At 70.0% G+C, this 26,753-nt stretch carries 28 protein-coding genes; 9 read left to right on the forward strand and 19 right to left on the reverse strand.

Going from position 1 to position 26,753, the window contains the following annotated elements:
• Positions 1–4 precede the first annotated feature (4 nt).
• The 14 genes from paaZ to QTI45_RS19090 form a co-directional block, all read right to left on the reverse strand.
• The gene (paaZ, locus tag QTI45_RS19025) at positions 5–2,050 is read right to left on the reverse strand and encodes a phenylacetic acid degradation bifunctional protein PaaZ (protein ID WP_286655525.1); all 2,046 of its coding nucleotides are present in this window, start codon (positions 2,048–2,050) and stop codon (positions 5–7) included.
• 72 nt (positions 2,051–2,122) lie between these two features.
• Positions 2,123–2,860: an ABC transporter ATP-binding protein gene (locus QTI45_RS19030; RefSeq protein ID WP_286371999.1), complete on the reverse strand. Its 738-nt coding sequence runs from the start codon at positions 2,858–2,860 to the stop codon at positions 2,123–2,125.
• Positions 2,857–4,683, reverse strand: coding sequence for a branched-chain amino acid ABC transporter ATP-binding protein/permease (locus tag QTI45_RS19035; protein ID WP_286655526.1), 1,827 nt, complete (start codon positions 4,681–4,683; stop codon positions 2,857–2,859). The genes QTI45_RS19030 and QTI45_RS19035 overlap by 4 nt, the downstream gene beginning before the upstream one ends.
• A complete protein-coding gene (locus QTI45_RS19040) occupies positions 4,680–5,708 on the reverse strand; it encodes a branched-chain amino acid ABC transporter permease (protein ID WP_286372001.1) in 1,029 nt (342 codons plus the stop codon). The genes QTI45_RS19035 and QTI45_RS19040 overlap by 4 nt, the downstream gene beginning before the upstream one ends.
• Positions 5,709–5,873: 165 nt before the next feature.
• Positions 5,874–7,028: an ABC transporter substrate-binding protein gene (locus tag QTI45_RS19045; RefSeq protein ID WP_286372002.1), complete on the reverse strand. Its 1,155-nt coding sequence runs from the start codon at positions 7,026–7,028 to the stop codon at positions 5,874–5,876.
• 64 nt (positions 7,029–7,092) lie between these two features.
• Positions 7,093–7,716 (reverse strand): TetR/AcrR family transcriptional regulator, encoded by a 624-nt coding sequence (locus QTI45_RS19050; RefSeq protein WP_286372003.1) that lies wholly within the window; start codon positions 7,714–7,716, stop codon positions 7,093–7,095.
• A gap of 19 nt (positions 7,717–7,735) precedes the next feature.
• Positions 7,736–8,821, reverse strand: coding sequence for a 1,2-phenylacetyl-CoA epoxidase subunit PaaE (paaE, locus tag QTI45_RS19055; RefSeq protein WP_286372004.1), 1,086 nt, complete (start codon positions 8,819–8,821; stop codon positions 7,736–7,738).
• 229 nt (positions 8,822–9,050) lie between these two features.
• Positions 9,051–9,572: a 1,2-phenylacetyl-CoA epoxidase subunit PaaD gene (gene paaD / locus QTI45_RS19060; RefSeq protein ID WP_444813189.1), complete on the reverse strand. Its 522-nt coding sequence runs from the start codon at positions 9,570–9,572 to the stop codon at positions 9,051–9,053.
• Positions 9,566–10,339 carry a 1,2-phenylacetyl-CoA epoxidase subunit PaaC gene (gene paaC, locus QTI45_RS19065; protein WP_286372006.1) on the reverse strand — a complete coding sequence of 258 codons (774 nt, stop codon included), beginning with the start codon at positions 10,337–10,339 and terminating at the stop codon, positions 9,566–9,568. Before paaC ends, paaD begins: the two co-directional genes overlap by 7 nt.
• 10 nt (positions 10,340–10,349) lie before the next feature.
• The gene (paaB, locus tag QTI45_RS19070; protein WP_286372007.1) at positions 10,350–10,655 is read right to left on the reverse strand and encodes a 1,2-phenylacetyl-CoA epoxidase subunit PaaB; all 306 of its coding nucleotides are present in this window, start codon (positions 10,653–10,655) and stop codon (positions 10,350–10,352) included.
• A 38-nt stretch (positions 10,656–10,693) separates the two neighbouring features.
• On the reverse strand, positions 10,694–11,707 hold the full coding sequence (gene paaA, locus QTI45_RS19075) for a 1,2-phenylacetyl-CoA epoxidase subunit PaaA (protein WP_286372008.1): 1,014 nt from the start codon (positions 11,705–11,707) through the stop codon (positions 10,694–10,696).
• 22 nt (positions 11,708–11,729) lie between these two features.
• Positions 11,730–13,049 carry a phenylacetate--CoA ligase PaaK gene (gene paaK / locus QTI45_RS19080; RefSeq protein ID WP_286372009.1) on the reverse strand — a complete coding sequence of 440 codons (1,320 nt, stop codon included), beginning with the start codon at positions 13,047–13,049 and terminating at the stop codon, positions 11,730–11,732.
• Positions 13,050–13,125: 76 nt separating this feature from the next.
• On the reverse strand, positions 13,126–13,575 hold the full coding sequence (paaI, locus tag QTI45_RS19085) for a hydroxyphenylacetyl-CoA thioesterase PaaI (RefSeq protein WP_286372010.1): 450 nt from the start codon (positions 13,573–13,575) through the stop codon (positions 13,126–13,128).
• A 15-nt stretch (positions 13,576–13,590) separates the two neighbouring features.
• The gene (locus QTI45_RS19090) at positions 13,591–14,391 is read right to left on the reverse strand and encodes an enoyl-CoA hydratase-related protein (protein WP_286372011.1); all 801 of its coding nucleotides are present in this window, start codon (positions 14,389–14,391) and stop codon (positions 13,591–13,593) included.
• A 170-nt stretch (positions 14,392–14,561) separates the two neighbouring features.
• Between QTI45_RS19090 and QTI45_RS19095 the strand changes: the two genes are divergently transcribed.
• Entirely contained in the window at positions 14,562–15,164 is a 603-nt protein-coding gene (locus QTI45_RS19095; protein WP_286372012.1) for a phenylacetic acid degradation protein PaaY, read from the forward strand.
• Here QTI45_RS19095 and QTI45_RS19100 read toward each other — a convergent pair whose 3' ends face one another.
• Entirely contained in the window at positions 15,165–16,136 is a 972-nt protein-coding gene (locus tag QTI45_RS19100) for a M14 family metallopeptidase (RefSeq protein ID WP_286655527.1), read from the reverse strand.
• 92 nt (positions 16,137–16,228) lie between these two features.
• On the opposite strand from QTI45_RS19100, the gene QTI45_RS19105 reads away from it, so the two are divergent.
• Positions 16,229–16,489, forward strand: a complete 261-nt coding sequence (locus tag QTI45_RS19105) for a hypothetical protein (RefSeq protein WP_286655528.1) — start codon at positions 16,229–16,231, stop codon at positions 16,487–16,489.
• Here QTI45_RS19105 and rpe read toward each other — a convergent pair.
• Complete coding sequence (gene rpe / locus QTI45_RS19110) at positions 16,479–17,174, reverse strand: ribulose-phosphate 3-epimerase (RefSeq protein WP_286372015.1); 696 nt, start codon at positions 17,172–17,174, stop codon at positions 16,479–16,481. The genes QTI45_RS19105 and rpe overlap by 11 nt on opposite strands.
• A 69-nt stretch (positions 17,175–17,243) precedes the next feature.
• Between rpe and apaG the strand changes: the two genes are divergently transcribed.
• The 4 genes from apaG to thiL all read left to right on the forward strand — a co-directional run bounded on the left by apaG (position 17,244) and on the right by thiL (position 21,148).
• Positions 17,244–17,639 carry a Co2+/Mg2+ efflux facilitator ApaG/CorD gene (gene apaG, locus QTI45_RS19115; protein WP_286655529.1) on the forward strand — a complete coding sequence of 132 codons (396 nt, stop codon included), beginning with the start codon at positions 17,244–17,246 and terminating at the stop codon, positions 17,637–17,639.
• A gap of 80 nt (positions 17,640–17,719) precedes the next feature.
• The gene (locus QTI45_RS19120) at positions 17,720–18,988 is read left to right on the forward strand and encodes a cation:proton antiporter (RefSeq protein WP_286372017.1); all 1,269 of its coding nucleotides are present in this window, start codon (positions 17,720–17,722) and stop codon (positions 18,986–18,988) included.
• A gap of 59 nt (positions 18,989–19,047) precedes the next feature.
• Positions 19,048–20,172 (forward strand): YbdK family carboxylate-amine ligase, encoded by a 1,125-nt coding sequence (locus QTI45_RS19125; protein ID WP_286372114.1) that lies wholly within the window; start codon positions 19,048–19,050, stop codon positions 20,170–20,172.
• 7 nt (positions 20,173–20,179) lie between these two features.
• A complete protein-coding gene (gene thiL / locus QTI45_RS19130) occupies positions 20,180–21,148 on the forward strand; it encodes a thiamine-phosphate kinase (protein WP_286372018.1) in 969 nt (322 codons plus the stop codon).
• Positions 21,149–21,163: 15 nt separating this feature from the next.
• On the opposite strand, the gene QTI45_RS19135 is transcribed toward thiL, so the two are convergent.
• Positions 21,164–22,981, reverse strand: coding sequence for an ATP-binding protein (locus tag QTI45_RS19135; protein ID WP_286372019.1), 1,818 nt, complete (start codon positions 22,979–22,981; stop codon positions 21,164–21,166).
• Positions 22,981–23,595 (reverse strand): response regulator, encoded by a 615-nt coding sequence (locus QTI45_RS19140; RefSeq protein ID WP_286372020.1) that lies wholly within the window; start codon positions 23,593–23,595, stop codon positions 22,981–22,983. Before QTI45_RS19140 ends, QTI45_RS19135 begins: the two co-directional genes overlap by 1 nt.
• Positions 23,596–23,716: 121 nt before the next feature.
• Between QTI45_RS19140 and QTI45_RS19145 the strand changes: the two genes are divergently transcribed.
• Positions 23,717–23,986 (forward strand): hypothetical protein, encoded by a 270-nt coding sequence (locus QTI45_RS19145; RefSeq protein ID WP_286372021.1) that lies wholly within the window; start codon positions 23,717–23,719, stop codon positions 23,984–23,986.
• A gap of 21 nt (positions 23,987–24,007) precedes the next feature.
• Here QTI45_RS19145 and QTI45_RS19150 read toward each other — a convergent pair whose 3' ends face one another.
• Positions 24,008–25,441 (reverse strand): MFS transporter, encoded by a 1,434-nt coding sequence (locus QTI45_RS19150; RefSeq protein ID WP_286372022.1) that lies wholly within the window; start codon positions 25,439–25,441, stop codon positions 24,008–24,010.
• Positions 25,442–25,529: 88 nt separating this feature from the next.
• Here QTI45_RS19150 and QTI45_RS19155 point away from each other — a divergent pair, with 88 nt between their 5' ends.
• Positions 25,530–26,195: a helix-turn-helix transcriptional regulator gene (locus QTI45_RS19155; RefSeq protein ID WP_286655530.1), complete on the forward strand. Its 666-nt coding sequence runs from the start codon at positions 25,530–25,532 to the stop codon at positions 26,193–26,195.
• Positions 26,195–26,749, forward strand: coding sequence for a phosphatidylglycerophosphatase A family protein (locus QTI45_RS19160; RefSeq protein WP_286372024.1), 555 nt, complete (start codon positions 26,195–26,197; stop codon positions 26,747–26,749). Before QTI45_RS19155 ends, QTI45_RS19160 begins: the two co-directional genes overlap by 1 nt.
• The last annotated feature ends 4 nt before the right edge of the window (positions 26,750–26,753 follow it).

Genomic DNA, 26,753 nt, shown 5'->3' on the forward strand with positions numbered 1-26,753 from the left:
GGCCTCAGGTCTTCTTCGCGACCAGCGTCAGGATGTCGTAGCTCGCCACCAGGTCGCCGTCCTGGTTGGTGACTTCGACGTCCCAGGCGACCACGCCCTGGCCGACGCCGTTGGCGTCTTTCTTGTTGCGGTCGATCTTGCGCTTGCAGGTGAGGCGGGCGCGGATCGTGTCGCCGATGCCCACCGGCTTGATGAAGCGCAAGGTGTCGAGCCCGTAGTTCGCCAGCACCGGCCCGGGCGCCGGCGAGACGAACAGGCCGGCCGCCGCCGACAGCACGAAGTAGCCGTGCGCGATGCGCTTGCCGAACGGGCTTTCCTTGGCCGCGACCTCGTCGAAGTGCATGTAGAAGTAGTCGCCCGAGATGCCGCCGAAGGCCACGATGTCGGCCTCGCCGACGGTGCGCCGGTGCGTCAGCAGCGAGTCGCCGATGGCGAGGTCCTCGAAGTGCTTGCGGAACGGGTGCAGCTCGGATTCATTGAGCTTGGCGCCGCGCATGTACTCGCCGGTCACGGCAGCGATCATGCTCGGCGAGCCCTGCAGCGCGGCGCGCTGCAGGTAGTGCTTGACCGCGCGCAGTCCGCCCAGCTCTTCGCCGCCGCCCGCGCGGCCCGGGCCGCCGTGCTTGAGGAAGGGCAGCGGCGAACCGTGGCCGGTCGATTCGGCCGCGGCCTCGCGGTCCAGCACCAGCAGGCGGCCGTGGTGCGCGGCGGCGATCGGGATCGCGCGCGCCGCAGTCGCCGGGTCCTTGGTGACCAGCGTGCCGACCAGGCTGCCGCGGCCGCGCGCAGCGAGCGCCAGCGCCTCGTCGAGGCCGTCGTAGGCCATCAGCGTGCTGACCGGGCCGAAGGCCTCGATGTCGTGCACCGCGTCGTTGCCGAGCGGATCGCGCGCCAGCAGCAGGGTCGGCGAGAAGAACGCGCCCTCGGCCACGCCCTCGCCCTGCGGCGCGAAGCCGTCGCGCTCGCCATAGACCAGTTCGGCGCCCTGCATCAGCAGGCGCACGCGCTCGGCGACGTCGGCCTGCTGCGCATGCGAGGCCAGCGCGCCCATGCGCACGTCCTCGCGCGCCGGGTCGCCGACCACGGTCTTGGCGAGCCGCGCACGCAGCTTCTCGGCCACCGCGTCGACGTGCTGGCGCGGCACGATCGCGCGCCGGATCGCGGTGCACTTCTGGCCCGACTTGACCGTCATCTCGCGCGCCACCTCCTTGACGAAGAGGTCGAACTCCTCGTCGTCGGGTGACACGTCGGGCGCCAGGATGGCGCAGTTGAGCGAGTCGGCCTCGGCATTGAAGGGGATCGACTGGCGCACGACGTTCGGATGCACGCGCAGCTTGGCGGCGGTGTCGGCGGAGCCGGTGAAGGTCACGACGTCCATGCCGTCGAGCCGGTCGAGCAGGTCGCCGGTGCTGCCGATCACCAGCTGCAGGCTGCCCTCGGGCAACAGGCCCGAGCGGTGCATGAGGCGCACCAGCGCCTCGGTCAGGTAGCTGGTCGAGGTGGCCGGCTTGCCGATGCAGGGCATGCCCGCGAGGAAGCTCGGCGCCCATTTCTCGAGCAGGCCCCAAACCGGGAAGTTGAAGGCGTTGATGTGGACCGCGACGCCGCGCCGCGGCACCAGGATGTGGGTGCCTGCGAAGCCGCCCTTCTTGCCGAGCGGCATGGCCGGGCCTTCGTGCACCAGGTTGCCGGAAGGCAGCTCGTTGCCGCCGATGCCGGCGTAGGCTGCCAGCGTGCCGGCGCCGCCCTCGATGTCGATCCAGCTGTCGGCACGCGTGGCGCCGGTGTGGGCCGAGATCGCGTAGAGCTCTTCCTTGTGCTCGGCCAGGTACTTGGAGAGCGCGCGCAGGCGCTGGGCGCGCTGCTGGAAGTCCATCGCCAGCAGGTTCGCGAGGCCGACCGTGCGCGCGTGGGCCAGGGCTTCGCCGAAGTCGATTTCCTCGGCATGCGTGCTGGCCACCGGACGGCCGTTGATGGCGCTGCGCAGCGCCTGCGCACCCTGCGCGCCGAGCCAGCGGCCGCCGATGAAGCTTTGAAGGATTTGAGTCATAGAGTTCTCCAGGAAGGAAGAGACGAGGCCGGCGCCGGGCAAGCGACTACACGAAGTGAGGGAGCGTGGGGGTCACGTCACGGCGTTCTTGTTGCCGAGGCCGAGATAGGTGTCGATGATTCGCCGGTCGTGCAGCAGCTCCTGCGCCGGGCCGGTCAGCGCCACGGCGCCGGTCTCCAGCACATAGCCGCGGTCGGCCACCTGCAGCGCGGCGCGCGCGTTCTGCTCGACCAGCAGCACCGACACGCCGTGCGCGCGCAGCGACGACACCACGTGCAGCACCTCGCGCACGATCAGCGGCGCCAGGCCCAGCGAAGGCTCGTCGAGCATCAGGAGACGCGGCCGCGCCATCAGCGCGCGGCCGATGGCCAGCATCTGGCGCTCGCCGCCGGAGAGCGTGCTGGAGAGTTGTTCGCGGCGCTCCTTGAGGCGCGGGAAGATCGCGAAGACCTCCTCCATGCGCTCCTTCTGGTCGCGGCGGCCGGTGCGCCAGCGGTAGAAGCCGCCGAGCAGCAGGTTGTCCTCGACCGACATCTCGCCGAACAGCTCGCGCCGCTCGGGCACCAGCGCGACCCCGCGCGCGACCATCGCCTCGACGCTGGGCCGCGCGATGCGTTCGCCCGCCAAGCTCAGGCTGCCGCTGGACGGCAGCAGGCCCATCGCCGCGCACAGCAGCGTGGTCTTGCCGGCGCCGTTGGGACCGATGACGGTGACGATCTCGCCCTCGTTCACCTGCAGCGCCACCTGGTGCACCGCCTCGACCGCGCCGTAGGCGACGCTGAAATCCTGGAGTTGGAAAAGGGAAGTCATGCCGCTGCCGCGAGAGGTTCGTCGCTGCCGCCCAGGTAGGCGTCCAGCACACGGGGGTTGGATTGCACCTGGGCCGGCGTGCCCTCGGCGATGACGGCGCCGAACTCGAGCACCGTGATGCGGTCGGCCAGGTTCATGACGAATTCCATGTCGTGCTCGACCACCAGGATGCCGAGGCCTTCGGCGCGCAGCTGCGACAGCAGTTCGGCCAGCGCCTGCTTCTCGAGATGGCGCAGGCCCGCGGCCGGCTCGTCGAGCAGCAGCGCGGCCGGCTGGCCGGCCAGCGCGCGCGCGATCTCGACCACCCGCTGCTGGCCCAGCGCCAGCGAGGCGGCCGGCGCGTCGGCATGGGCGCCGAGGCCGCAGCGTTCGATCTGCCGGCGCGCCTCGGCCAGCAGCGCGGCCTCTTCGGCACGATCGAGCCGCAGCATCGAGGCGATCCAGCCGCGGTGGCCGCGCCGGTGGGCGCCCAGCGCGACGTTTTCGAGCACGCTGCGATTGCCGAGCAGCCGCACATGCTGGAAGGTGCGGCCCAGGCCGCGCGCCGCGAAGTCGCGCGAAGGCTTGCCGGTCATCGCCTCGCCGAGCAGGCGGACTTCGCCCTCGGTCGGGTCGTCGACGCCCGAGATCATGTTGAAGAAGGTGCTCTTGCCGGCCCCGTTCGGGCCGATCAGCGCATGCACCTCGCCGGCCTTGAGCGTCATCGCGACCGCGTTGTTCGCGACCAGGCCGCCGAAGCGCTTGGTCACGCGGTCGGCCTCGAGCAGCAGCTGGCCGGCGGCCGGCAGCTTGCGGCTGTCCAGCGCCGTGATCGCACTCGCGGGCTTCACCGGCTCGGGCTTCAGGAAGCGGCCGCTCACGCGGGCCAGCGTCGGCCAGAGCCCTTCGGCGAAGCGCTGCAGCACGAACAGCATCAAGAGGCCGAAGACGATCACCTCGAAGTTACCGCTGGCGCCCAGCAGCTTCGGCAGGATGTCCTGCAGCTGCTCCTTGACCAGGGTGATCAGCGTCGCGCCGAGCACCGCGCCCCACAAGTGGCCCGAGCCGCCGACCACCGCCATGAACAGGTACTCGATGCCGATGTTGATGTTGAACGGCGTCGGGTTCACGAAGCGCTGCATGTGCGCGTAGAGCCAGCCCGACAGCGCCGCCAGCAACGCGGCCAGCACGAACACCTTGACCCGGTAGCGCGCCGTGTCGACGCCCATCGACTCGGCCATCACGCGGCCCGACTTGAGCGCGCGCACCGCGCGTCCCTCGCGCGAGTCGAGCAGGTTGTGCAGCGCCCAGAGCGCCAGCAGCAGCACGCCCCAGATCACCGGTCCCAGGGCGCGTGGCGACGCCAGCGAGAAGCCGAAGACCGTCAGCGCCGGCACGCCGGTGATGCCCGTCTGGCCGCCGAGGAACTCGAGGTTGCCGAACAGGAAGTAGAGGCTCAAGCCCCAGGCGATCGTGCACAGCGGCAGGTAGTGGCCCGAGAGCTTCAGCGTGATCGCGCCGAGCCCCCAGGCGACGACGAAGGTCAGCGCCATGCCGAACAGCAGGCCGACCCAGGGCAGCAGCGCCGGCGGCACGATGCCGCCGAGCGCCGCCGCGGCCGCCGGCGAGGTGCAGACCCAGGCCGTGGCGTAGGCGCCGACGGCGACGAAGGCGGCCTGGCCGAAAGAGGTCATGCCGCCGACGCCGGTGAGCATCACGAGCCCGGCCGCGACCAGCGAATAGAGCGCGATGTAGCTGAACACCGTGACGGTGAAGTCCGGCAGCCAGGGCCAGGCCAGCGCCAGCGCGGCGATGCAGATCAGGGTGAGGTGGCGGCGGGTCATTCCTCGTCCTCCACATGACGGCTGCGCAGCGAGCGCCACCAGAGGACGGGAATGATCAAGGTGAACACCAGCACCTCCTTGAAGGCGCTGGCCCAGAACGATGAGAAGGCCTCGAGCTGGCCCACCAGCAGGGCGCCGACCAGCGCGATCGGGTAGCTCGCGAGCCCGCCGACGATCGCGGCGACGAAGCCCTTGAGGCCGATCAGGAAGCCGGTGTCGTAGTAGACCGTGGTCAGCGGCGCGATCAGCAGGCCCGAGACCGCACCGATCAGCGCCGCGAGCGCGAAGCTCAGGTCACCCGACAGGTCGGTCGGAATGCCCATCAGCCGGGCGCCGACCCGGTTCATGGCGGTGGCGCGCAGCGCCTTGCCGACGATCGAGCGTTCGAAGAAGAGGAACATCAGCAGCACGAGCACGAAGGCGACGCCCACCACCACCAGCGACTGGCCGCTGATGGGCACGCTGCCGATGTCGAAACGCGCCTCGGAGAAGGCCGGCGTGCGCGAGCCCTCGGCGCCGAAGAACAGCAGGCCGAGGCCGACCAGCACGCCGTGCAGCGCGACCGAGACGATCAGCAGGATCAGCACCGTGGCATCGGCCAGCGGACGGTAGGCCAGCCGGTACAGCAGCGGGCCCAGCGGCGTGATGAGGAACAAGGTGGTCACCGCCTGCAGCGCGAGCGAGCTCGGTCGCAGGCCCAGCGCCAGGCCGGCGGCGATCACGGGGAACAGCACGGTCCACACCAGCGTCGATTTCCAGTCGACCGTGGCGCCGCGCTTCCAGCGCCAGGCTTCGACCACCAGCGTCATCGCGGCCAGGGCGACCAGCAGCCACAGCGTGGCCGGCACGCGCCCGGCGGTCAGCGCCGCCATCGACAGAGCGCCGAAGGCCACCAGTTCGCCCTGCGGGATGAAGATCACCCGCGTGACGGAAAACACCAGCACCAGGGCCAAGGCCATCAGTCCGTAAACCGCGCCGTTGACGATGCCGTCCTGCCCGAGCAACAGGGCAATCTGCAAGTCCATTGAAGTCTTTCCAAAATCGAGACGCCGATTCGCCTTGGCAACCTCGAGGCCGGCGAAGCCAGGCCCCTTGGTGGAACACCGCGGAACCGGCTTTGCCGGGCCGCTGGTGTTGCCCCCGGCAGGGGGTGGGCGGCTACACGAAGTGAGCCAACCTGGGGGCGAGCGTCAATTCGCGGGAGGGATGTACTTCCAGGCGCCGTTCTCGATCTTGACCATCACGCGTGCGCGCTGGTCCAGGCCCAGGTGGTCGTTGGCCGTCATGTTGAACACGCCATGCGCACCCGGCAGTTCCTTGACCTGCTCCAGCGCATCGCGCAGTGCGGCGCGGAACTCGGGCGTGCCCGGCTGCGCCTTCTTGAGCGCGACCGGCACCGCGGCGGCCATCAGCAGGCCGGTGTCCCAGGCGTGGGCGCCGAAGGTCGACACCGAGCCCTTGCCATTGGCAGCCTCGTAGGCGGCGACATAGGCCAGCGCCGACTTCTTCACGGGGTTGCCCGCAGGCAGTTGCTCCGCCACCAGCACCGGGCCGGCCGGCAGCAGGGTGCCTTCGACGTCTTTGCCGCCGACGCGCAGGAAGTCGGCGTTGGCGACGCCGTGGGTCTGGTAGACCTTGCCCGTGTAGCCGCGCTCCTTGAGGCTCTTCTGCGGCAGTGCGGCCGGCGTGCCCGAGCCGGCGACCAGCACCGCATCGGGCTTGGCCGACATCAGCTTGAGCGTCTGGCCCGTGACCGAGGTGTCGGTGCGCGAATAGCGCTCGTTGGCGACGATCTTGATCTTCTTCAGGTCGGCGGCCTTGCTGAACTCCTGGAACCAGCCTTCGCCGTAGGCATCGGAGAAGCCGACGAAGCCGACCGTCTTGACGCCGCTGGAAGCCATGTGTTCGGCGATCGCGAGCGACATCATGATGTCGTTCTGCGGCGTCTTGAAGACCCAGCGCTTCTTGGCATCCATCGGCTCGATGATGCGGGCCGAGGCAGCCATCGAGATCATCGGCGTCTGGCTCTCGGCGGCGACGTCGATCATGGCCAGCGAGTTCGGCGTGGTCGTCGAGCCGAGGATCACGTCGACCTTGTTCTCGGAGATCAGCTTGCGCGTGTTGTTGACCGCGGCCGTGGTGTCGCTGGCGTCGTCGAGCACGATGTAATTGACCTTCTGGCCGCCGATGGTCTTGGGCATCAGCGCGATGGTGTTCTTCTCGGGAATGCCGAGCGACGCGGCCGGGCCGGTGGCCGACACGGTGACGCCGACATTGATGTCGGCCTGGGCCAGCGCCGCGGCCAGCAGCATGGCTGCGAAGGCAATGGGTTTCAGAAGCTTCATACGGGTGTCTCCGGTTTTTCGAGGGGGTTGATGAAAGGGTTGAATGGATGCGCCATGCGGCTGCTCAGCCGTCGAAGGCGGACACCCGAAGCGGCAGCTGCACCGCCGGCAGTCCGCCGAGGAACAGGTCGGCCACCACGGGCGCCATCGTCTCGTAGTCGAGTTCGCCGTCCGGTCGCATCCAGATGAACATCCAGTTGATCATGCCGAACAGCAGCATGGTCAGCGGCTTGGCCAGCGCGGCCTGCTCGAGGTCGGGCCGCAGTTCGGCAACCACGCGCGCGAAGCCGGCGACCACGGTGCGCTGGGTGCCGAGCACGCGCTCGCGGTCGTCTTCTTCGAGGAACTTGACGTCCTCGGTGAGCACGCGGTGCGCATGCTTGGCGCCGGCGTATTCCTCGACGAAGCGGCGGATCAGCTCGCGCAGCCGCACGTCGGGCGCCAGGCCTTGCTGCTCGACATCGGCCACCAGGTCTTCGAGGCGCGAGACATGGTTCTCGGCGATGCTCACCAGCAGGCTGTATTTGTCGCGGTAGTAGTGATAGAGCAGGGCCTTGGAAAAGCCGCAGGCCTCGGCCACCTGGTTCATGGAGGTGGCCGAATAGCCGCGGTTGGCGAACAGCAGCGCCGCATGCGCGAGGATCATCTCGCGTTGATCGTCGTATCCGGCAGAGCGTCCGCGGGCCATGGCTTCCTTGGGGTGGGTTTCAGCGTTCGTCGAACGAGAGCACCACGCGCTCGGTCAGCGGATGCGCCTGGCAGGTCAGCACGAAACCGGCCGCCACCTCGTTCTTGTCGAGTGCGAAGTTTCGCTCCATTCGCACCTTGCCCTCGACCACCTTGGCGCGGCAGGTGCCGCAGACGCCCGAGGTGCACGAGAAAGGCACTTCCATGCCGGCCGCCGAGGCGCAGTCGAGGATGCTCGGCTGGTCGCGGCGGAACTCGATCTCGCGCTGCAGGCCGTCGCGCACGATGACGATCTTCGCCACCTCGGCGTCGCCGGGCTTCGCCTCGTGGATCACGGCGCCCACCGGCGCGCCCTCGGGCGCGGCGACGCCGAAGCGCTCGATGTGGATGCGCTCCTCGGGCACGCCGGCTGCGAGCAGCGCGGCCTCGGCCTCGTCGTTCATCTGGAACGGGCCGCAGATGTAGGCGTGGTCGATGGCGCCGGCCGGCACCACGCTCGACAGGAAGTCGCCGAGCTTGGCGCGGTCCATGCGGCCCATGTTGAGCGGCGCGTCGGTCGGCTCGCCCGAGAACACGTGGTGCAGCACCAGCCGCGTCATGTAGCGGTTCTTCAGGTCCTCGAGCTCTTCCTTGAACATCGTGGACTGCAGCTTGCGGTTGCCGTAGATGAGCGTGAAGCGCGACTGCGGCTCGCGCGCCAGCACCGTCTTCATGATCGACAGGATCGGCGTGATGCCGCTGCCGCCGACGATGCCCACGTGCTGGCGCTTCGATTGCGGCTCGATCGGCACGAAGAAGCGGCCCTGCGGCGCCATCACGTTGATCGTGTCGCCGGGCTGCAGCTGCTCGTTGATCCAGTTCGAGAAGGTGCCGCCCTTGACCTTGCGCACGCCGACGCGGAGCTCGCCGTCGTCGACGCCGGCACAGATCGAATAGGAGCGGCGCAGGTCCTGGCCGTCGATGTCCTTGCGCAAGGTGAGGTACTGGCCCTGGGTGAAGCCGAAGGCCTCGCGCAGATCGGTCGGGACGTCGAAGGAGACGATGACGGCTTCGTCGGTGTCGGGCTCGACGGCGCGGACGCGAAGCGGGTGGAAGATGACGCTCATTTTGTTGCTCCCCCCCAGTCTTGCTCGCTTCGCGTAGCCGCCCACCCCCTACCGGGGGCGCCGCCAGCGGCCCGGCAAAGCCGGTTCCGCGGCAGCTCCCGACCAGGAGCAGCCGCCATGCGGCGCTCCCATCCAGGAATACCGCGGAACCGGCTTCGCCGGGCCGCTGGTATTGCCCCCTGCAAGGGGGTGGGAAGCCACACGAAGTGGGCCGACATGGGGGTGTTTTTCATATGGGCTTGAAGTGCTCGAAGGGTTCGCGGCAGCTCACGCAGCGGTACATCGCCTTGCAGGCGGTGGAGCCGAAGGCCGACAGCCGCTCGGTGTTGCTGCTGCCGCAGCGCGGACAGGCGATCGCGTCGACGCGGCGGCCGAAGAAGCGGATCGGCACCGTGCCGTCGGTCGAGGCCGGCCCGGGGGGCGCGATGCCGTAGTCGGACAGCTTCTGGCGGCCGTCGGCGCTGATCCAGTCGGTGGTCCAGGCCGGCGCGCGCTGCAAGGTGACATAGGCCGGGCCGAGGCCGGCCTTGGCAATCGCCTCGAGCACGTCGTGCTCGATCACCTCGGTGGCAGGGCAGCCCGAGTAGGTCGGCGTCAGCACGACCTCGAGCGCGTCGCCGTGCTCGATCACGTCGCGCACGATGCCGAGGTCGCGCACCGACAGCGCCGGCACCTCGGGGTCGAGCACGGTCCCGAGCACGTCCCAGGCCTGCGCGCAGCGCGTGTCGAGCGCGGCGGGGGCAGTCACCAGACGCCTCCGGGGAACGAGCGCTGCAGGTGCTGCATCTCGGCCAGGATGTAGCCCATGTGCTCGCTGTGGACGCCGTGCTTGCCGGTGCTGCGGAAGGCGGCTTCCTTGGGCTCGGCCAGCGCGGCTTCGCCGAGGATCGTGCGCATCTCGGCGCGCCAGGGCGCCTCCAGTTCCGACCAGCGCGGGCCCAGGCCGGCGGCGGCCGCGGCCTCGTCGACCGCGTCGGACTCGAACATCTCCGGCGCATAGAGCCAGAGGTCGGCCAGCGCGCGCTCGACGCGGCGGCGGGATTCTTCCGTGCCGTCGCCCAGCCGCACCACCCAGTCGGCCGCATGCTGCTGGTGATAGCGCGCTTCCTTGACCGCCTTGCCGGCGATGCCCGCGAGCTCGGCATCGGCCGAGTCGCGCAGGCGCTCCCACAGCAGCTTCATGAGCGTCGCGACCATCGCGTTGCGCAGCACCGTGAAGGCGAAGTCGCCGCGCGGCAGCTCGACCAGGGTCAGGTTGCGGTAGTCCTTCTCGTCGCGCAGGAAGGCCAGCTGGTCCTCGTCGTGGCCGAGGCCTTCGATGCGGCCCGCGTGCGTCAGCACGGCGCGGGCCTGGCCGATCAGGTCGAGCGCCATGTTCGACAGCGCGATGTCTTCCTCGAGGATCGGTGCGTGGCCCGACCATTCGGCGATGCGCTGGCCGAGGATCAGGCAGGTGTCGCCGAGGCGCAGCAGGTACTGCACGGCGGGCGTGGATTCGATGGCGATGGAGGCTTGCATGGTCGGACGCTCACATGTGGTCGACGGAACCGGGGAGCTTGTAGAAGGTCGGATGGCGGTAGACCTTGTCTTCCATCGGATCGAAGTACATGTCCTTGTCGGCCGGGTCGCTGGCGACGATCTGGTCGGAGCGCACCACCCACACGCTGGTGCCTTCCTGGCGCCGCGTGTAGACGTCGCGCGCCATCTGGATCGCCATCTTCGGGTCGGCCGCGTGCAGGCTGCCGCAATGCTTGTGGTCGAGGCCCGAGCGGCTGCGCACGAAGACCTCCCAGAGGGGCCATTCGGCGGCGGAGGCGGGAGTCGGATTCGTCATGGGGTCGTTCCTTGATTCGGGTTCGTTGGCAGCGCGGCTCAGGCCGCCAGGGGGGCGGGCTCGGCGCGCTTGGCGGCATGGGCGAGCGCGGCATCGCGCACCCAGGCGCCGTCTTCCCAGGCCTTGACGCGGGCGCCCAGGCGCTCGCGGTTGCAGGGGCCGTCGCCGCCGACGACGCGCCAGAATTCGCTCCAGTCGATGGCGCCGTGGTCGTGGTGCTGGCGCTCCTCGTTCCACTTGAGCTCGGGGTCGGGCAAGCTCACGCCGAGCACCTTGGCCTGCTCGACCGCAGCATCGATGAACTTGGCACGCAGGTCGTCGTTGCTGAAGCGCTTGATGCCCCAGCGCATCGACTGCGCCGAGTTGGGCGACTGGTCGTCGGGCGGCCCGAACATCATGATCGAGGGCCACCACCAGCGGTTGACCGCATCCTGGACCATCGCCTTCTGTGCCTCGGTGCCGTGCTGCATCATGGTCAGCAGCGCCTCGAAGCCCTGGCGCTGGTGGAAGCTCTCCTCGCGGCAGATGCGGATCATGGCGCGCGCATAGGGCGCGTACGAGCAGCGGCAGATCGGCACCTGGTTCATGATCGCGGCGCCGTCGACCAGCCAGCCGATGGTGCCCATGTCGGCCCAGGTCAGGGTCGGGTAGTTGAAGATCGAGCTGTACTTGGCGCGGCCCGAATGCAGCGCATCGACCATCTGGTCGCGCGAAGTGCCGAGGGTCTCGGCAGCCGAATACAGGTACAGGCCGTGGCCTGCCTCGTCCTGCACCTTGGCCAGCAGGATCGCCTTGCGCTTGAGCGTGGGCGCGCGCGTGATCCAGTTGCCTTCGGGCAGCATGCCGACGATCTCGGAGTGCGCGTGCTGGCTGATCTGGCGCACCAGCGTCTTGCGGTAGTGCTCGGGCATCCAGTCCTTGGCTTCGATGAAGCCGCCCTCGTCGATGCGGGCGTCGAAGCGCTGCTCGAGCTGCATCTCCTCGGCAGAGCGCACCGGCTTCTTGCCGTCGCCGGGCTCCTTGCCCATCGTGTCCATCGCTTGCGTGTACATGGTGTGTGTCCTTTCGGAGGGCTTATTTGGGACGGGAATCGACCACGCGCCTGGCCTTGCCGGTGAGCGTGCGTTCGATCGAATCGGGAACCAGCACTTCCACCTGCGTGGAGATGCCGACCAGGGTCTTGATGCGCGACTGCAGCCACTGCGTGATCTCGCGCCGCTCGGCCTCGCCGGTGGCGGACGCCGCCTGCGGCTGCAGCTCGCACTGCACCTGCACCGTGTCGAGCAGGCCGTCGCGGCTGACGTTGATGCGGTACTGGCCCGAGAGCTTGGCGTGCTGCAGCACGATCTCCTCGATCTGGGTCGGGAAGACGTTGACGCCGCGGATGATCAGCATGTCGTCGGAGCGGCCGACGATCTTGCCCATGCGGCGGAACGAGCGCGCCGTGGGCGGCAGGAGCCGCGTGAGATCGCGCGTGCGGTAGCGGATGATCGGCAGCGCCTCCTTGGTGAGCGAGGTGAAGACCAGCTCGCCCTCCTCGCCGTCGGGCAGCACTTCGCCGGTCTCGGGGTCGACGATCTCGGGGTAGAAGTGGTCTTCCCAGATCACCGGACCGTCCTTGGTCTCGATGCATTCGCTGGCCACGCCCGGGCCCATCACTTCGGACAGGCCGTAGATGTCGACCGCGTCGATGCCGGCCTTGCCTTCGATCTCGCGCCGCATCGCCTCGGTCCAGGGCTCGGCGCCGAAGATGCCGACCTTGAGCGAGCACTCGCGCGGATCGAGGCCCTGGCGCACGAACTCCTCGACGATCACCTGCATGTAGCTCGGCGTGACCATGATGAGATCGGGCTTGAAGTCGCGGATCAGCTGCACCTGCTTTTCGGTCTGGCCGCCCGACATCGGGATCACGGTGCAGCCGGCGCGCTCGGCGCCGTAGTGCGCGCCGAGGCCGCCGGTGAACAGGCCGTAGCCGTAGGCCACGTGCACGATGTCGCCGCGGCGGCCGCCGGCAGCGCGGATCGAGCGCGCCACGAGGTCGGCCCAGTGGTCGATGTCCTGCTGCGTGTAGCCGACCACGGTCGGCTTGCCGGTGGTGCCCGACGATGCATGGATGCGCGAGACCTTCTCGCGCGGCACCGCGAACATGCCGAAGGGGTAGTTGTCGCGCAGGTCCTTCTTGGCCGTGAAGGGAAACTTCGCGAGGTCGCTCAGCTGCTTCAGGTCCGACGGGTGCACGCCCTTGGCATCGAAGGCCTGGCGGTAATGCGGCACGTTGTCGTAGGCGTGCTGCAGGGTCCAGCGCAGGCGCTGGATCTGCAGGGCCTGGATTTCGTCGCGGCTGGCGGTCTCGATGGCGTCGAGGTCGCCGGGTTGGGGTTGCTTGACGGGCATTTGATGTATCTCCATCTAGTCAGTTGAGGACAGAGCAAAAACTGCTGCGCAGTTTCTTGGTCTGTCCCGCAAGGTCTCACGCAGCGACCGCCGGCTTGCCCTTGATGGTGTAAGAGCGGCCGCGAAACATCGCGATGCGCTCGCCGTGCTGATTGGTGATCTCGCTGTCGTAGACGCCGGTGCGCCCGGCCTTGGACAGCTCGACGCTGCGGGCGGTGAGCAGGTCGCCCTCGCGTGCCGGCGCCACCAGGTCGATCGAGAAGCCCGAGGCCACGGTGAGTTCGTTGTACGAATTGCAGGCGTAGGCGAAGGCGGTGTCGGCCAGAGCGGCGAGGAAGCCGCCGTGGCAGGTGGCGTGGCCGTTGAGCATGTCGGCGCGCACGGTCATCGTGACCGTGGCCTGGCCCGGCGCGACCTCGGTCACGTCGATGCCCAGGCCGCGCACGGCGGGATCGTTCGCATACATGCGCTCGCGCACCAGATCGGCGGTTTGCTGCGGTGTCGCTTCGGCGGCGATGGTCGGCATGGGTTCTCTCTCGGTTCAGCGGTCGGTGAAGACGGGCGCGCGCTTGGCGCCGAAGGCGGCGACGCCCTCGAGGTAGTCGTGGGCGCTGCCAAGTTGCGCCTGCACCGCGGCTTCGGCGTCGAGCGCCTGGTCGAGCGTCAGGTGCTGGGCGCCGTCGATCGCGGCGCGGGTCTGGGCCAGCGCCTTCACGGGCATCGCGGCCAGGCGCTCGGCGAGCTTGCCGGCCTCGTCGGCCAGTGCGGCATCGGCCACGCATTTCCAGATCAGGCCGATGCGCTCGGCCTCGGCGGCGGGCAGCTTGTCGCCCAGCATGGCGAGACCCAGCGCACGTGCGCGGCCGACGATGCGCGGCAGCAGCCAGGTGCCGCCGGTGTCGGGGACCAGGCCGATCTTGGCGAAGGCCTGGATGAAGCTGGCCGACTCGCCGGCCAGCACGAAGTCGCAGTTCAGCGCCAGGTTGGCACCGGCGCCGGCCGCCACGCCGTTGACAGCGGCGACCACGGGCACCGGCATCGACTTGAGGCGCTGCACCAGCGGCTTGTAGAGCGTGTTGATCGCCAGCGCGAGGTCCTTGGGCGGCTCGCCGGGCGCCGAGGGCGCGACCATCGGGTCGGAGAGATCCTGGCCGGCGCAGAAGCCGCGGCCGGCGCCGGTGAGCACCACGCAGCGCACTTCGGGATTCGCCGCGGCGGTGTCGAGCGCGGCGCGCAGCGCCTGGTGCATGGCTTCGGTGAAGCTGTTGAGGGCGGTGGGCCGGTTCAGCGTCAACGTCAGCACCGGGCCCTGCTGGCGGGCAAGCACGAGTGATTCGGACAAGCTGTGTCTCCAGTCTTGAGTCTTGGCGTGGGGGCGGGGTCTTGACCGGCGTCAAAAGTATCGTTGACCGACCGGTCGGTTAATCATAGGATCGACCCCGGCTTGACGCAAGTCAAAAGTGCCAAGGGATTACCCTGATTCCAGATTCCAACCAGAAAACGGAGATAGCCGTGCCTTGTTATTCCATCGAAGGGGTGGTGCCGGTCGTCGACCCGAGCGCCTATGTGCACCCGACCGCCGTGCTGATCGGCGACGTGATCGTCGGGCCGGACTGCTATGTCGGGCCCTGCGCCGTGCTGCGCGGCGACTTCGGCCGCATCGTGCTGGAGCGCGGCTCCAACGTGCAGGACACCTGCGTCGTGCACGGCTTTCCGGCGCAGGACACGGTGGTCGAGGAAAACGGCCACATCGGCCACGGCGCGGTGCTGCACAGCTGCATCGTGCGGCGCGACGCGCTGGTCGGCATGAACGCGGTCGTCATGGACGAGGCCGAGATCGGCGAGGCGGCGATCCTCGCGGCCTGCGCCTTCGTGCCGGCCGGCAAGAAGATTCCCGCGCGATCGCTCGCCGCCGGCATGCCCGCGAAGGTGCTGCGCGAGCTCAGCGACCAGGAAGTGGCCTGGAAGCTCGAAGGCACCCGCACCTACCAGGACCTCACGCGGCGCAGCCTGGCGAGCCTGCGGGAAGTCGACCCGCTGGCGGCGGTCGAGGCCGACCGGCCGCGCGTGCAGGCGCCGGACGTGAAACCGCTGATCGCGACCCGGCGGGGCTGATCAGGCCGGGCGCGTCAGGTCCCGCTCGCTCTCGACCGCGAAATAGAACCACTCGGTGCCCGGCAGCGCCTCGGCGTTCGGGAACACGATGAAGCCGTCGCGGTCGGCATGCAGCATGCCGCCGTCCGCGCGCAGGCCGATGGGCTCGCCGCGCGCCACGCGATCGAAGGTGGCCCACTCGCGCACGAAGTGGTCCTCCTCGTGCAGCCGGTCGGTGACGCTGACCAGCCGCAGCAGCGAAGGCGCCGACGGCGGCGCCGCGGCCGGGTCGGGCTCGATCATCCCGAGCAGGCGCAGCGCCGAGAGGATCGCCCGGTACGCGACCTCCGGCGCCGCCGGGTCCTCGTGCTGCCCGCATTCGAGCGTCACGCCATAGCCGCCGCGGCTGCGCATGTATTCGTTCGTGCCCCAGCCGAAGGCCAGCGCCGCCTCGTCGGCGGCCTGGCCGCGCTGCGCCAGGCCGGCGGCGTAGATGTCGAGCCAGCCTTCGACCACCCGCGGCGTGCCCAGGTGCAGCGCCAGCTGCCCTTCCTCGAAGGCGCGCGCGAAAGGCTCCAGCGCGCCCTGGTTGTCGCGCGGGCCGATCATCGCGAAGGCCTCGCCCGCGCTCTGGAACGAATGCAGGTCGAGCAGCACCTCGTGGCGTTCGAGCAGCGGGCACAGCTGGTCGGTGATGCGGGCCTCGTAGTCGGCCGGCTCGGCGCCGCTCGCGGTCGGACGGAACAGGCGGTTGAGGTTGCGTTCGCCCTCGCGCCGCAGCCGGCGCCGCGCCAGCGGATTGGCCACCGGCACCAGCGTGAGCTGGCCGCACACGAGTTGCAGCGAGCCGCCATCGAGGGCGGCCACCACGCGCTCGATGCCCGCCGTGCCGCAGGTCTCGTCGCCGTGCACGCCGCCCAGCACGATCAGGCGCGGCCCGGGCTGCAGGCTCGCGTAGCCATGGATGCGAAGGAAGTCGGGCGGCGCGGTCATTTCGCCGCCCATCCTACAGCGCGGCGAAAGCCGGTCCTACCGCCTTCGGCGCCCCGGCGTGCGACAAATGCCGCTTGTCACAGGAGCACATCATGGCCAGCCAGAAGAAGGAAGCCGCGAAGACCGACGGTCTGAAGGATGCGGGCGGAGGCGACACCAAGGTCGCGCAGGGCGGGGAATCGGCGCCCCGGCTGCCGCACGAGCACGACCAGTCGTCCGACAGCCAGGCGAACCAGGATGGCGGCCCGCCGCGCGTCGGCCGTCAGGCGCACGAGGACATCGAGCGCGGCCTGGTCGACACCGACAAGGGCCCGGTGACCGACCGGGTCTACAACGACAAGCTCAAGCCTTGACTGCGGTGGCCAGTTGCTCGCGCATCGCCCGCACCACGCTTGCGTAGTCCTTCGCATTGAAGATCGCGCTGCCCGCCACGAAGGTGTCGGCGCCGGCGCTCGCCACGCGCGCGATGTTGTCGGCCTTGATGCCGCCGTCGACCTCGAGCCGGATGTCGCGGCCGGTCTCGTCGATGCGCTTGCGCGCCAGCTCGATCTTGCGCAGCGCCGAGTCGATGAAGCTCTGGCCGCCGAAGCCGGGGTTCACGCTCATGATCAGGATCAGGTCGATGTCGTCGATCACCCAGTCGAGCGCCTCCAGGCCCAGGCCCGGGTTGAACACCAGCCCGGCCTTGCAGCCGGCGGCCTTGATCGCCTGGATGCTGCGATGCATGTGCGGCGAGGCGTCCGGATGAAAGCTGATGTAGTCGGCGCCGGCCTGCGCGAAGGCCGCGGCCAGGGCATCGACCGGCTGGATCATGAGGTGGACGTCGATCGGCACCGGCTGGCCGTCGGGCGTCTTCGCATGCGGCTTGAGCGCCTGGCAGACCATCGGGCCGAAGGTCAGGTTCGGCACGTAATGGTTGTCCATCACGTCGAAATGGATCCAGTCGGCGCCGGCGGCGATCACGTCGCGGACTTCGTCGCCGAGGCGGGCGAAGTCGGCCGAGAGGATGGAGGGGGCGATTCTGAAGGGGCTGCTCATGGGTCCGGATTGTCGCAGCAGGGGCGGCAGCTTGCAGCGCCGCCGGAGCCTTCCGTTAGTATCCCTGCGATGTCCACGCTACCGATCAGCGTCCAGGTCGAGCCCCGCTACCTGCCAGACCAGTCCTCGCCCGAGGACCGGGTCCACACCTTCGCCTATGCCGTCACGGTGACCAACCACGGCAAGGTGGCGGCGCAGCTCATCGCGCGCCACTGGATCTTCGCCGACGCCTCCGGCCACACGCAGGAGGTCGATGGCCTCGGCGTGATCGGCCAGCAGCCCCTGCTGGCGCCAGGGGAATCGTTCCGCTACACCAGCGGCTGCCGGCTGCAGGCGCCCAGCGGTACCATGCACGGCAGCTTCTTCTTCGTCACCGAGCGCGGCGAACGTTTCGACATTCCGATTCCCACGCTGGTCCTGGAAGCCGACGCGGGCGACATGCCCACCTCGCGCGTGCTGCACTGAGCACGCATTTCTCCCTCGAACCATGAACGCTTCGCGCGCTCTGGATGTTCCGCGAGGCCGACGCCTCGCACGCTGAATCGATGACGTCATTCCTTCCCAATGATCTGCTGGGCTTCTGGTCGGAGTGGGTGCGGCCCTCGGCCGGCCTGCCGACCGTGCTGTGGTCGCTGCTGCTGGCCACCGCGGCCGCGGCCGGCCACCTGGTGCAACGCTACATGGGCCTGCCCAAGGTGGTGGGCTATTCGATCGTCGGCACCGTCGTCGGCTTCGCCGGCTTCGAGGGCGCGATCTGGCCGCTGCAGGGCATCAGCCTGTTCCTGCTCGAGCTCGGCGTCGCCATCGTGCTGTTCGAGGCCGGCGGCCGCTTGCCGCTGCGCTGGTTCCGCCACAACCCGATGGTGCTGGTGCAGAGCCTGCTCGAGTCGACGCTCACCTACTTCGGCGTCTTCTGGACCCTGCACTGGCTCGGCATCCCCGATCCGGTCGCGAACCCGATCGCGCTGATGGCGATCGTCGCCTCGCCGGCGGTGCTGAGCCGGGTCGTGATGGACACCCGCGCCTCCGGCCCGGTGACCGAGCGCGCCATGACGCTCGCCACCCTCAACACCTTCTACGCGCTGGCGCTGGGCTATGCACAGGCCGGATTGATCGAGCATGCGCCCACCGGGCTGCTCGAGAAGCTCAACCCGGTCGGCGTGGTGCTGGGCCTCTCGTTCGTGGTCGGCGCGCTGATGGCGCTGTCGCTGCGCTCGGCGCTGCGCGTCATGAGCCCGACCAGCGAGAACACCTCGATCCTGCTGCTGGCGATCATCGCCGCCGGGGCCGCGCTGGCCGCGCACTTCGGCGGCTCGGCGCCGCTCGCGGCCCTGATCGGCGGCGTGTTGCTGAAGGCGCTCAACCCGAAGCCCTGGGCCTGGCCCCGGCAGCTCGGCACCGCGGCCTCGCTGCTCACGATGCTGATGTTCGTGCTGGTCTCGATCGTCGCCGCCCAGGCCGACTGGAGCCTGCCGGTGGCCAGCGTGGTGCTGAGCGTGATCGGCGTGCGCGCGGTCGCCAAGATCGCCGGCGTCGCGATCGCCAACCCGGGCAGCGGCGCGAGCTGGAAGCAGGCTTTCTGGGTCGGCTGCGCGATGTCGCCGCTGTCGTCGATCGCGATGCTGATCACCTCGGCCTTCGTCACCGCCTCGCCGCTCTTGGGCGCGATGATCACGCAGATCGCCCTGCCCGCGATCCTGCTGATGGAAGTGCTCGGCGCGGTGCTCGCCACGGTCGCGATCCATGCCGCCGGCGAGAGCTCCAAGCCCTGGACGCCGGAGGCCTTCGGCACCGTGGAGGATACGCAAAGATGAGCCATCGCACGATCGATCCCGCCACCGGCGCGCCGGCCAACACCCCTGCCAGCCGGGTGGTGCCGCTCGAGCCCTTCAACAAGTCGGTGGCGCTGTCGCTCGGCGTCGAGCTGGAGCTGCAGCTGGTCAACACCCACGACTACGACCTCGCGCCCTATGCCGAGGACATGCTGCGCCTGATGGCGCAGACCCCGCTGCCCGGCAGCGTGGTGCCCGAGATGACCTCGAGCATGATCGAGATCTCGACCGACGTCTGCCATTCGGCACTCGACGTGATCGCGCAGCTGACGCCGATCCGCGACGCGCTCGTCCGGAACGCCGACAAGCTCAACATCGCGGTGGTCGGCGGCGGCACCCACGCCTTCCAGCAGTGGCACGAGCGGCGCATCTACGACAAGCCGCGCTTCCGCGAGCTGTCCGAGCTGTACGGCTACCTGTCCAAGCAGTTCACGATCTTCGGCCAGCACGTGCACATCGGCTGCCCCGACGCCGATGCGGCGCTCCTGATGCTGCACCGCATGTCGCGCTACATCCCGCACTTCATCGCGCTGTCGGCGTCGTCGCCCTTCGTGCAGGGGCAGGACACGCAGTTCGATTCGGCCCGGCTCAACTCGGTGTTCGCCTTCCCGCTGTCGGGGCGCGCACCGTTCACGCTGAGCTGGAAGGAGTTCGAGAACTACTTCATGCGCATGACCCGCACCGGCGTGGTCCGCAGCATGAAGGACTTCTACTGGGACATCCGGCCCAAGCCCGAGTTCGGGACCATCGAGATCCGCGTCTTCGACACGCCGCTGACGGTCGAGCGGGCCGCCGCGCTGGCCGGCTACGTGCAGTCGCTGGCAGCCTGGTTCCTGCAGGAGCAGCCTTTCACGCCGACCGAGGACGACTACCTGGTCTACACCTACAACCGCTTCCAGGCCTGCCGCTTCGGGCTCGATGCGCTGTACGTGGACCCGGCCAGCGGCGAGCACATGCCGCTGCGCGACCACATCCTCATGACCATGACCCAGCTCGAATGGCACAGCGAGGCGCTCAACGCCACGCAGGCGCTCGGCGAGCTGCGCACCAGCGTCGAGGCGAACCGCAACGACGCCCGCTGGCTGCGCGAGAAGCAGGGCAAGGAGCGCCTGCTGGCCGAGGTGATCCGGCAGGCCGCGCTGCGCTTCCGAAGCGCGACGGTGTGAGCATGGCATGAGCGGCACCGGCGAATTCGATCTCATCGCGCGCTACTTCACGCGTCCGGCGCAGCGCTCGCCGCTCGGCGTCGGCGACGACTGCGCCCTGCTCGCGCCGGCGCCCGGCATGCAGCTGGCGGTGTCCTCCGACATGCTGGTCGAGGGGCGGCACTTCCTGTCGACGGTCGACCCCGAGCGGCTCGGCCACAAGGCGCTGGCGGTCAACCTCAGCGATCTCGCCGCCTGCGGTGCGAAGCCGCTGGCCTTCACGCTGGCGCTCTCGCTGCCGGCGGTCGACGAGACCTGGCTGGCCGGCTTCTCGCGCGGCCTGTTCGCACTGGCCGACGTCCACGGCTGCGATCTGGTCGGCGGCGACACCACGCGCGGCCCGCTCAATCTCTGCATCACGGTGTTCGGCGAAGTGCCTGCCGGCGCGGCGCTGCTGCGCTCGGGTGCGCGGGCCGGAGACGATGTCTGGGTCAGCGGCACGCTGGGCGATGCGCGGCTGGCGCTCGAAGTCTTTCGCGGCACGCTGGCGCTGCCGGCCGACTCGTTCGAGCTGGCGCGCGGCCGGATGGAGCGGCCCACGCCGCGGGTCGCGCTGGGCCTGGCGCTGCGCGGCATCGCGACGGCGGCGGTCGACATCAGCGACGGGCTGGTCGGCGACCTCGGCCACGTGCTGCGCGCCAGCGGCGTCGGCGCGCGACTCGATGCCGATGCCGCCGCGAAGCTGCTGGCGACCGGCGATGCGGCGGGGCTGGACACCGGGCTGCGGCGCGCCTGCACCCTGGCCGGCGGCGACGACTACGAGCTCGCGTTCACCGCGCCGGCATCGGCGCGTGCGGCCGTCGAGCAGGCGGGCCGCGCGAGCGCGACGCCGGTCGCACGCATCGGCGCCATCGAGGCCGAAGCGGGCCTGCGGCTGGTCGATGCCCAAGGCGCCGCCGTGGCGCAGGGCTTCGCGTCCTTCGACCACTTCGCCTGAGCGGGTTCAGGGGGATCAGGCCCGGCGCCTGTTCTCCACCGGCACCGCCTCCAGCACCGCAAAAGCCGAATCGATCTCCAGGTCGTTCAAGACGCAGGTCAGGCCCCGATACAGCTCGTTCGGCGACACCGGCTTGTGCAGCAGCGGCACGCCGCTGGCACGGGCTTCGCGCAGCCGCTGGGGCGCGGTGTCGCCGGTGATCAGCAGCGCCGGCAACCGGGCGCCGAACTCGGCGCGCAGTGCCGCGATCGCCTCGGCGCCGGTGCGCAGTTCGCGCAGCCGGTAGTCGCTGATGACCAGGCCCGGCGGATGGGCGCGGGCCAGCGCCTGGGCCTCCTCGATCGAATCGGCGACGTCGCATTCGCAGCCCCAGGCGGTCAGCAGCTGCTGCATGCCGGCGCGCACCGCTTCGTCGTCGTCGATCACCAGCACCCGCACGTCGAACACGCGCGCATGCCCGGCCGCCGCCTCCAGGCCGCCGCTGGCCACGCCCGCCTGCGCCATCGGCAGCGCCAGCCTGAAGACGCTGCCGCGCCCGGGCTCCGACACCAGCGACAGCGGATGGCCCAGCGCGCGCGCCAGGCCCTGCGCGATCGCCAGGCCCAGCCCCAGTCCCTTGCGCCGGTCGCGCTCGGCGTTGCCGAGCTGATGGAACTCCCGAAAGATCTCGCTGTGCTGCGTCGGCGCGATGCCGATGCCGGTGTCCCAGACCTCCAGCAGCAGCTCGCGGCCGCGCGCGCGGCAGGCCACCAGCACGCCGCCGCTGTCGGTGTAGCGGATCGCGTTCGACACCAGGTTGCGCAGGATCAGCGCCACCAGCGCCGGGTCGGAGCGCACCGCCCCATGGGTTTCGCGCGAGCGGTAGACGATCCCCTTGGCATCGGCCTGGGGCGCGAGCTCGTTCTCGATCCGGTTCAGCAGCGGCTGCAGCTGGAAGTCCTGCAGCTGCGGCTCGACCACGCCGGCCTCGATGCGCGAGAAGTCGAGCAGCGTGTCGAGCATCTCGGCCGAGGCCTGCCAGGTGGAGCGGGCATTGGCCAGGGCGTCGTACTGCGAGGCCGACAGCTTGCTGCGGGCCAGCACCTCGAGGAACAGGCCCTGCGCATGGATCGGCTGGCGCAGGTCGTGGCTGGCGGCGGCGAGGAACTTGGACTTGGCCAGGTTGGCCTGGTCGGCCTTGAGCTGCGCCGCCTGCGCATGGCCGGTCTCGACGCGCAGACGCTCGATCAGCTCGAGGTTCTCGAAGCGCAGGTCGATCGCCGCGCGCGCGGCCCGGGCGCTGTTGCGCGCCTGGCCGAGCAAGGTGGCGATGTACAGGAGCCCGGCCACGCCGAGCGCGTTGTAGGCCGGGTCGCCCAGCAGCACCAGCTTGGCCGCCACCACCGCCAGCTCGACCGCGCCGAAGACCACGAACACCGGCAGCACCGGCGACAGCGAGGACATCGAGCTGCCGGCCACGCCCGCCAGCACCGCGATCACGAGGATGCTGCCGGCGACCGAGGCGCCGCCGAGCGCGACCCAGGCCAGCGCCCCCCAGACGGCCGCATCGATGGCATTGAGGACGATCTGCCGCCACACCAGCCGCGGCGCGCGCTCGAACGAGATCCCGGAGGCCAGCGTGCGGCGCGCATCGCGGGCGCAATACAGCTTCATCAGGATCACGCTGCCGGCCCAGAGCCGCAGCGCCAGCGCATTGCTGTCGTTGGCGAGCACCCAGACCAGCAGCAGCGCGACGCCGATCGTCGGGCCCACCGAGCTGCCGACGTTGCCGAGCTGCAGCCGCAGCTGCTCGACCAGCGTGCGCCCATCGGCCAGGCGCAGGAGCTTGTGCATCAGGCGACCAGCCCCCTGCGGCGCGCCGCGAAGCCGGCCTCCGAGCGGCTGGACACCTGGAGCGCCGCCAGCACCGCCTGCACGTGGCCCCGCACCGTGTTCTCCGACAGCCCCAGGCGGCGGCCGATGACCTTGTTGGGCAGCCCCTGGCACAGCAGGTCCAGCACCTCGAACTGGCGCGGCGTCAGCAGCTGGGGGGCCGCGACACCCTCGGCGTCCGGTGCCTGGCCGGCAGGGCTGGCGGGCTCGCCACGGCGCAGCCGCTCGATCAGGGCCAGGATGTTGTCGGCGCTGTCCGCCTTCGAGACGAAGGCCGCGGCGCCGCGCTCCAGCGCCATGCGCACGTTGTGCGGCGTGGCGTCGGACGACAGGATGACCACCACCGCATCGGGCCACTTGCGCCTGACCAGCGCGATGCCCTCGAGGCCGTTGAGCCCGTGGAGCTGGATGTCGAGCAGCACCAGCGCGGGCGAATCCATGCCGGCGCGCAGGCCTTCCTCGAGCGAACCCGCCTCCGCCACCTCGAGCTCGGGAATGCCCGAGGCGAGCACCATGCGCAGGCCGCAGCGGAACAGCACATGGTCGTCGATGAGGAGAATTCGGGCCGGCAACATATGGCAACAATTCTGCGCGAAGTCGGACCGGTCCAAATGGACTATTTACCCCACCCGGGCTTGGCGCGACCATGCAGGGATTCAAGCTGTTTCTTGACGATCCACCGACCCTGTCCGCCGAATGAAGCCCCTGATCGACATCCAACGCGTCGGACCGAACGCGTACTGCCACCGCATCAGCGCCCAGGGCGGCTCGGTGCAGGAGGAAAGCCGCAGCTTCGCCGCGCTGGACCATTGCCTGCGCGATGCGGGCGAGTCGCTGGGCCGCTATTTCGCCCAGGTGGAACTCAAGTTCGACGGCCTGTTCCTGGGCGCCTGCGCGGTCGATGCGCTGCGCAACACGCCCCAGGCCGTGGCCCGCCGCATCAGCCAGCATTTCCAGCCGGCCTGAGCCTTCGACGGCCCGCGCGGCTCAGCGCCGCGCCGCAACGTAGCGCCGGGCCAGCACGGCCGCCAGCGCCGGCGCCAGCGCAAAGCTGCCGAACAGCCAGGTCGCCGCCGACTCGGCGCCGGCCAGTCCGCCAGGCTCGGTCAAGCCCGCCGCATTCGCCACCAGGCCCGCGACAGCAGCACCGATCGCCATGCCGTAGAGCTGCACGGTCGTGATCGAGGCCGAGGCCAGATTCTCTTCACCGGCCGGCGCCAGCGTCAGCACCCGGGTCAGCAGATGCGGCCAGCCCATGCCGACGCCGAAGCCCGTGCAGGCCAGCGCGAGGCCGATCCCGAGCGTCTGCATGGCCGGCGTGAAACGCAGCACCGGCACCAGCAGCAGCAGTCCGATCAGGCCGGCCATGCTGATCACCGGCCCCAGCCGCAGCATGCGATCGGCGCCCGGCCCGGTGCGGCCTGCTGACAGCAGCGACGCGATGCTCCAGCCGCCGGCCATCGCGGCCGTGAGGTAGCCGGCAGCCAAGGGCGAGTGGCCGTGCAGCGTCTGCAGGAAATAGGGCACGAAGATTTCCGTGTCGGTGCCGATCAGCAGCAGCGCCACGCTGGCATAGATCGCACCGAAGGCGGTGAAGGGTGCACAGGCGCCGGTGGGCAGCAGGCGGACGGCGGCCCGGCGGTCGATCCGGGCCAGCAGCAGGCCCAGTGCGAGGCCGAAGACCACCATGCCGAGCTGCGCCGCCAGCGTGTCGAACAGGCTCGCGGTCGCCACGCTGAGGGCCGAGGCGATCAGCAGCAGGATCTGGCCGATCGGCAGGGCCACGCGGGGCGCATCCTGTTCAGCGCGGCTCCGGGCCGGCAGCTGGACGCTGACGATCAGCGCCTGCGCCAGGGCCACCGGGAGCAGCGTCCAGAAGGCGAAGCGCCAGTGTCCGAGCTGGGCGAAGACGCCGCCGACCGCCGGCCCGCACAGCGTGGCGACGCCCCACATGCCCGACACCAGCGCGACCGCGCGCGGCCACAGGCGGGCCTCGAACATCAGGCGGATCAGCGCATAGCCCAAGGCCGCCAGCACGCCGCCGCCGAGCCCTTGCACGGTGCGCCCGGCCAGCATCCAGCCCATGGCCGGCGCCGTCGCGCAGCCGATGCTGCCCAGCACGAAGACGCCCAGCGCCGCAAGGTAGGTGGGTCGCGGACCGAACTGCTGCAGCAGGCGCACCGACAGCGACGCGCCGAGGATCGAGGCCGCCACGAACAGCGTCGTGTTCCACGCATACCAGGCAACGCCGCCGATGTCCTGCACCACGGAAGGCAGCACCGTGGTGACGATGTGCACGTTGATCGCGTGCAGCGCCACGCCCCCGGTCACCGCGATGGCCCGCCAGGCGTTGCGCCCCGAGAAGAGTTCGCCCCAGGAGGCGGGGCGAAGCGGGACGGCAGCGGAAGAAAGGGCGGTCATCGGATGGGCTGGCTCCAGGCAGCAATTTATCAAAGCAATCGCTTGCATATTAACAGCGCAACGCAATTAGACAAGTAAACTCTTGGAAATGACGCCGAGTTCCACCGCCGATCGCATCCTGCTGCTGCTCAAGAGCCGCGGCCCGATGCCGACCGCCGCGCTGGCCGCCTCGCTGCACACCACCACGGAAGCGGTGCGCCAGCAGGTGCACAAGCTGCTCGAGGCCGGGCTGGTGCGCGGAACGGTCGAGAGCTCCTCGGGCGTCGGGCGGCCGAGCCAGGCCTGGACGCTGAGCGCCAGCGGCCATGCGCGCTTTCCCGATCGGCACGCCGAACTCACGCGCGCCCTGATCGACACGGTGCGCGAGGTGTTCGGCGAAGCCGGGCTCGAGCAGCTGATCGCCCGGCGCGAGGACACCGCCCGCAGCGCCTACCTGGCGGCCTGCCGCGACTTGCCGGAGCTGGAGCCGCGCCTGCGCAAGCTCGCGGCGCTGCGCGACGAGGAAGGCTACATGGCGCGGCTCGAGGCGGACGGCACGGACTGGCTCCTGATCGAGGACCACTGCCCGATCTGCGCCGCCGCCGAGGCCTGTCAGGGCTTCTGCCGCTCCGAACTCGAGGTCTTCCGCGAAGTCGCCGGCCCGGCGGGCCGGCTGCGCCGCGAGGAGCACCTGATCGCCGGCGCCCGCCGCTGCGTCTATCGCATCACGCCGGTCGCCGAAGCGGCGCCGAAGATGCGCGACACTGCGGTCTGATGCAAGCCGACCCCGCTCCTCCCTTCCCCGCCGTCCCGTTCCGCCCCACGCTGCGCTTCCTGTTCGCGCATCCGGCGCACCTGATCGCCCTGGGCTTCGGCTCCGGGCTGCCGCGCCGCGCGCCCGGCACCGTCGGCACGCTCTGGGCCTGGGTCGCGTTCCTCGTGATGGAGCGCTGGCTGTCGAGCGCCACGATCGGCTGGGTGATCCTCGCCTCGCTCCCGATCGGCTGGTGGGCCTGCACCGTGACCGCCCGCCACATGCGGGTGGCCGATCCCGGCGCCATCGTCTGGGACGAGGTGGTCGCCTTCTGGATCGTGCTCTGGCTGGTGCTGCCGGGCGGCCTGCTGGCGCAGCTCGTCGCCTTCGGCCTGTTCCGCTTCTTCGATGCCGCCAAGCCGGGCCCGGTGGGCTGGGCAGACCGGCTCTTCAAGCCGCGCGAGGAACCCGACGGCACGGTACGCTGGCGCGCGGCGGGCTTCGGCATCCTGTTCGACGACTTGGTGGCGGCCTTCTGTACGCTGCTGGTGATCGCCGCCTGGCGCGCATGGTGAACCC

It is taken from the genome of Variovorax saccharolyticus (assembly GCF_030316765.1).
Lineage (GTDB): Bacteria > Pseudomonadota > Gammaproteobacteria > Burkholderiales > Burkholderiaceae_C > Variovorax > Variovorax saccharolyticus.

Excerpts from the sequence above, each read along its gene's own strand:
- QTI45_RS19160 (WP_286372024.1), top strand. The coding sequence starts at position 26,195 with ATGCAAGCCGACCCCGCTCCTCCCTTCCCCGCCGTCCCGTTCCGCCCC.
- paaA (WP_286372008.1), bottom strand. The coding sequence starts at position 11,707 with ATGTACACGCAAGCGATGGACACGATGGGCAAGGAGCCCGGCGACGGC.
- QTI45_RS19030 (WP_286371999.1), bottom strand. The coding sequence starts at position 2,860 with ATGACTTCCCTTTTCCAACTCCAGGATTTCAGCGTCGCCTACGGCGCG.
- rpe (WP_286372015.1), bottom strand. The coding sequence starts at position 17,174 with ATGAGCAGCCCCTTCAGAATCGCCCCCTCCATCCTCTCGGCCGACTTC.
- QTI45_RS19150 (WP_286372022.1), bottom strand. The coding sequence starts at position 25,441 with ATGACCGCCCTTTCTTCCGCTGCCGTCCCGCTTCGCCCCGCCTCCTGG.
- apaG (WP_286655529.1), top strand. The coding sequence starts at position 17,244 with ATGTCCACGCTACCGATCAGCGTCCAGGTCGAGCCCCGCTACCTGCCA.
- paaC (WP_286372006.1), bottom strand. The coding sequence starts at position 10,339 with ATGCAAGCCTCCATCGCCATCGAATCCACGCCCGCCGTGCAGTACCTG.
- QTI45_RS19140 (WP_286372020.1), bottom strand. The coding sequence starts at position 23,595 with ATGTTGCCGGCCCGAATTCTCCTCATCGACGACCATGTGCTGTTCCGC.
- paaI (WP_286372010.1), bottom strand. The coding sequence starts at position 13,575 with ATGCCGACCATCGCCGCCGAAGCGACACCGCAGCAAACCGCCGATCTG.
- paaZ (WP_286655525.1), bottom strand. The coding sequence starts at position 2,050 with ATGACTCAAATCCTTCAAAGCTTCATCGGCGGCCGCTGGCTCGGCGCG.
- QTI45_RS19050 (WP_286372003.1), bottom strand. The coding sequence starts at position 7,716 with ATGGCCCGCGGACGCTCTGCCGGATACGACGATCAACGCGAGATGATC.
- QTI45_RS19135 (WP_286372019.1), bottom strand. The coding sequence starts at position 22,981 with ATGCACAAGCTCCTGCGCCTGGCCGATGGGCGCACGCTGGTCGAGCAG.
- QTI45_RS19100 (WP_286655527.1), bottom strand. The coding sequence starts at position 16,136 with ATGACCGCGCCGCCCGACTTCCTTCGCATCCATGGCTACGCGAGCCTG.
- QTI45_RS19040 (WP_286372001.1), bottom strand. The coding sequence starts at position 5,708 with ATGGACTTGCAGATTGCCCTGTTGCTCGGGCAGGACGGCATCGTCAAC.
- QTI45_RS19045 (WP_286372002.1), bottom strand. The coding sequence starts at position 7,028 with ATGAAGCTTCTGAAACCCATTGCCTTCGCAGCCATGCTGCTGGCCGCG.
- paaB (WP_286372007.1), bottom strand. The coding sequence starts at position 10,655 with ATGACGAATCCGACTCCCGCCTCCGCCGCCGAATGGCCCCTCTGGGAG.
- QTI45_RS19120 (WP_286372017.1), top strand. The coding sequence starts at position 17,720 with ATGACGTCATTCCTTCCCAATGATCTGCTGGGCTTCTGGTCGGAGTGG.
- paaE (WP_286372004.1), bottom strand. The coding sequence starts at position 8,821 with ATGAGCGTCATCTTCCACCCGCTTCGCGTCCGCGCCGTCGAGCCCGAC.
- QTI45_RS19035 (WP_286655526.1), bottom strand. The coding sequence starts at position 4,683 with ATGACCCGCCGCCACCTCACCCTGATCTGCATCGCCGCGCTGGCGCTG.
- thiL (WP_286372018.1), top strand. The coding sequence starts at position 20,180 with ATGAGCGGCACCGGCGAATTCGATCTCATCGCGCGCTACTTCACGCGT.
- paaK (WP_286372009.1), bottom strand. The coding sequence starts at position 13,049 with ATGCCCGTCAAGCAACCCCAACCCGGCGACCTCGACGCCATCGAGACC.
- QTI45_RS19105 (WP_286655528.1), top strand. The coding sequence starts at position 16,229 with ATGGCCAGCCAGAAGAAGGAAGCCGCGAAGACCGACGGTCTGAAGGAT.
- QTI45_RS19145 (WP_286372021.1), top strand. The coding sequence starts at position 23,717 with ATGAAGCCCCTGATCGACATCCAACGCGTCGGACCGAACGCGTACTGC.
- QTI45_RS19155 (WP_286655530.1), top strand. The coding sequence starts at position 25,530 with ATGACGCCGAGTTCCACCGCCGATCGCATCCTGCTGCTGCTCAAGAGC.